The sequence below is a fragment of the Siphonobacter sp. genome (assembly GCF_048595215.1).
Lineage (GTDB): Bacteria > Bacteroidota > Bacteroidia > Cytophagales > Spirosomataceae > Siphonobacter.
The window spans coordinates 1-3,674 of record NZ_JBMDWJ010000299.1; the positions used below are offsets into that span (position 1 = coordinate 1).

The following is a 3,674-nucleotide window of genomic DNA, read 5'->3' on the forward strand; positions in this document are numbered from 1 at the left end:
CGTAACGATTCGTCAGCTCAAAGCTGGTCAACTCGTAATGCCCATCTTTGTACACCACCAGGATGGAATCTTTCGCTTCAAAATTCCCCAGGTACTGCCCCCGATTATCGCGGTTGAGGCGGCTGATGGTCGCATCGTACCAGATGTCTACCCCACCCAGCGTGGATACCCCCGTACGTTTGAGTTCAACTTTACGAACCGGGAATTTCGTCACCTGATTCCCCAAAGCTTCGCGATTTTTAATGGCGAGTTTAGCAAAATCCCACTCAAACTGCTTCACCTTGGCCGTACAGGAAGCCGTAAGCTTGATCTCTACGGTTTCCGCTTCTCCGTTGTCGTTAGCCGTAAACCAGAGTAATTTAGACTTTGGATTACCAGCCGTCAGATCATATTCCCGATCACGGGTTACGGCCGTTACACAGAACCGTTTCGCATAGGTAACTCCGGATTTGGAATCGCTGTAGATCAGGTTGTACACCCGGCGATCATCTCCTTTTCGGAATATACTGCAGAAAATAATGTCTTTCCCGACGAATACTTTTTCCTGAATTTTGGTCACCAGGCACTTCCCGTCACGGCGGAAAACGATGATGTCGTCGATATCGGAACAGTCACAGACGTACTCGTCTTTCTTCAATCCAAAACCGATAAAACCATCCTCGCGGTTGACGTACAGCTTGGCATTCGTCGCCGCCACTACGGCTACGGATACGGTATTAAAGTTTTTGAGTTCGGTTTTACGTTCGCGACCTTTCCCAAATTTCTTCAGCAGATTTTTGTAATAATCAATCGCGTACCGGGTCAGGTGAGCCAAATGATCGAGCACTTCGGTCAGCTCGTCATTCAGGCGTTTCATGACCTCATCGGCCTTGAAGGTATCGTACTTAGAAATCCGTTTGATGCGAATTTCCAGCAGTCGTAATAAATCTTCTTCTACGATTTCCCGGTAAAAATTCTTTTTATAAGGCTTCAGTCCTTTGTCCACCGTGGCAATTACCGCTTCGAAGGTTTCACATTCTTCGATTTTGCGGTAAATGCGGTTTTCAATGAAAATTTTCTCCAGGGAAGAAAAGAGAATTTTTTCCTGTAGTTCGTTCTTCCGGATTTCGAGTTCCTGCCGTAGCAAGTCCTTCGTCTGCTCGGTATTGATTCGCAGAATATCCGTAGCGTTCGAAAAAACGGGCTTATCGCCGATGATGATACAGGCATTGGGCGAAATACTTACTTCGCATTCTGTAAAGGCGTACAGGGCATCGATGGTAATATCCGGGGATACGCCCGGAGCCAGATGCACGTGAATCTCCACGTTTCTCGACGTCAGATCTTCTACTTTACGAATCTTGATTTTGCCTTCATCGTTGGCCTTGATGATCGAGTCCTTTACGGAAGTCGTCGTAGTGCCGTACGGAATTTCGTGGATCACGAGCGTCTTTTTATCCAGCTCGCGGATTTTCGCCCGTACGCGTACCTTGCCTCCGCGTTGGCCATCATTGTAGTTGCTGGCATCGATCATACCTCCCGTCGGAAAGTCCGGCAGTAAGGAAATCGAATGCCCTTTCAGCACTTCAATGGAAGCTTCGCAAAGTTCAATGAAGTTATGGGGCAGAATTTTGGTGGAAAGACCAACGGCAATCCCTTCCACGCCCTGGGCCAGCAGTAAGGGGAATTTAACGGGTAGCGTAACTGGCTCGCGTTTCCGGCCATCGTAGCTCAGTTGCCATTCGGTGGTATCTTCATTGAAGACGACTTCCTTACCGAAAGCTGACAGACGTACTTCAATGTACCGGGCTGCGGCCGCACTATCGCCCGTATTGATATCGCCCCAGTTTCCCTGGCAATCAAATAGCAATGACTTCTGCCCAAGGTTTACAATAGCATCGTAAATGGAGGCATCGCCGTGCGGGTGATACTGCATGGCCGCCCCAACGACGTTGGCTACTTTATTAAAACGGCCATCATCCAGCTCGCGAAGGGCGTGCAGGATGCGACGTTGTACGGGCTTAAATCCGTCTTCAATAGCGGGTACAGCCCGCTCCAGAATCACATAGGAGGCATATTCCAGAAACCATTGCTCATATAGCCCATCGACGGACATTTGCTGATGCAAGGATTCTTCCTGTTCGAGTGCTTCGGACATGGGTAAAAAACGGGTTCAAATCGAATGGGAAGCAGACCCCATTCGTGGGGTAAAACACTTGGTATTTTGAAGGATCTGCCCTGCTAACTCCGTGATCCTTAATGTAACCATGGATTTTATCAGTACTTCAGATGAATCGTACCTTTTTTGAAGCAGACTGCTCTGCTCATGGGTAAAGATAGTGAATTTTAATGAATATTTTACACCAACCAACGCTTATCTCTTCAGAATTGTATATAAAATTTACTCATTTCCTTCTACTGGGCTTCATGCACGACTACCAATAATTCGGCAATCATCATGGCTGTAGCACCCCATACTTTATTTTCCTGTAGCAGGTAATAGGGAGCGTCGAAAACGAAACCTTTGGATTCGCGTTTTTCGGTGCCGAGAATGCCTTCATTCATCATCTCCAGTAATTCTACTTCGAAGATCATATCAACCTCTACGGGATCCGGATAAAAATCAGGGCGGTACGGCAGAGTTCCGACGACCGGTAATACCCAGAAGTTACTGGGTGGAATATACAACTTGGTGAGTGAACCCAGGATCTTCACGTCACTGGCTTTAATACCAATTTCTTCCTGAGCTTCGCGTAAGGCCGTATGAATCAAACTCTTATCGGTTCGTTCCATGCGTCCACCGGGAAAAGCCATCTGACCACCGTGCACGCCTTCGTACTTAGGCCGAAGAATCAGAGGCAGATAAATATTGCCCAGATACTGATAAAATAAGATTAAAACGGCACTTTGCCGCGTGCGTTCGTTGGGCTGGATTTTGAAGCGGGTCCGACTACCGGAAGCCATTTTCTGATGGGCCAGTTCACCCGGCAGCGGCTCTTGCAATCGCTGGCTGAGTGACTGGGAGAATTCAGAGAAGGTTGCCGTAGTCAGATTCATATTGGTGAGGAAATTTCGGGGTGTGCCCTGCAAGATACGTCTTCCTGACTAAAATCAGCACATACTTTGCGGAACTCACCCGTGGTTTGGGTGCATAAGTTACTGAAACTGTTCGGATTCGGCCGTTCATTTTTTATCTCAGCTTTTGATTCCCGAAAACCATTCCCCGCCCCTTTTCCGGCTTAGCGGCGGTAGCGATCGACCAGGGCTTCGGCACAACGTTCGCCGTCTACTGCCGCCGAGACAATCCCTCCGGCGTACCCGGCCCCTTCTCCGCAGGGATACAGTCGTTTAACCTGTACGTGTTCATAACTCTCGCGATCCCGGGGAATCCGTACGGGCGAAGACGTTCGACTTTCTACGCCAATGAGCTGGCCTTCGTTAGAAGCATACCCTCGCATGCGTTTGCCAAATTCCTGTAAGCCTAACTTCAGGGGTTGAGCAATGGTTTCGGGTAAGAGGCTCGATAAATCCAGAGCGACCAGTCCGGGCTGGTACGAAGTCTCGTTCAGCGAGGACGATACCTTACCCGTCAGAAAATCCTGTACCCGCTGGGTAGGGGCCAGTTGTGTTTCCCCCGCCGCCTGACAGGCCCGCTGCTCCACTTCCTGCTGGTACCGCAAGCCAGCCAACGCACC

3 protein-coding genes are annotated in these 3,674 nt (G+C 49.2%); all 3 read right to left on the reverse strand.

What is annotated here, in order from left to right:
- Window positions 1–2,137: DNA gyrase/topoisomerase IV subunit A (locus ACOJTG_RS18540; protein WP_420155183.1), on the reverse strand; the 2,137-nt coding region annotated here is incomplete at its 3' end.
- A 257-nt stretch (window positions 2,138–2,394) separates the two neighbouring features.
- Complete coding sequence (locus tag ACOJTG_RS18545; RefSeq protein ID WP_420155185.1) at window positions 2,395–3,030, reverse strand: NUDIX hydrolase; 636 nt, start codon at window positions 3,028–3,030, stop codon at window positions 2,395–2,397.
- Window positions 3,031–3,218: 188 nt separating this feature from the next.
- Window positions 3,219–3,674 (reverse strand): FAD-dependent protein (locus ACOJTG_RS18550; protein ID WP_420155184.1); only part of this gene is annotated, 456 nt, incomplete at its 5' end.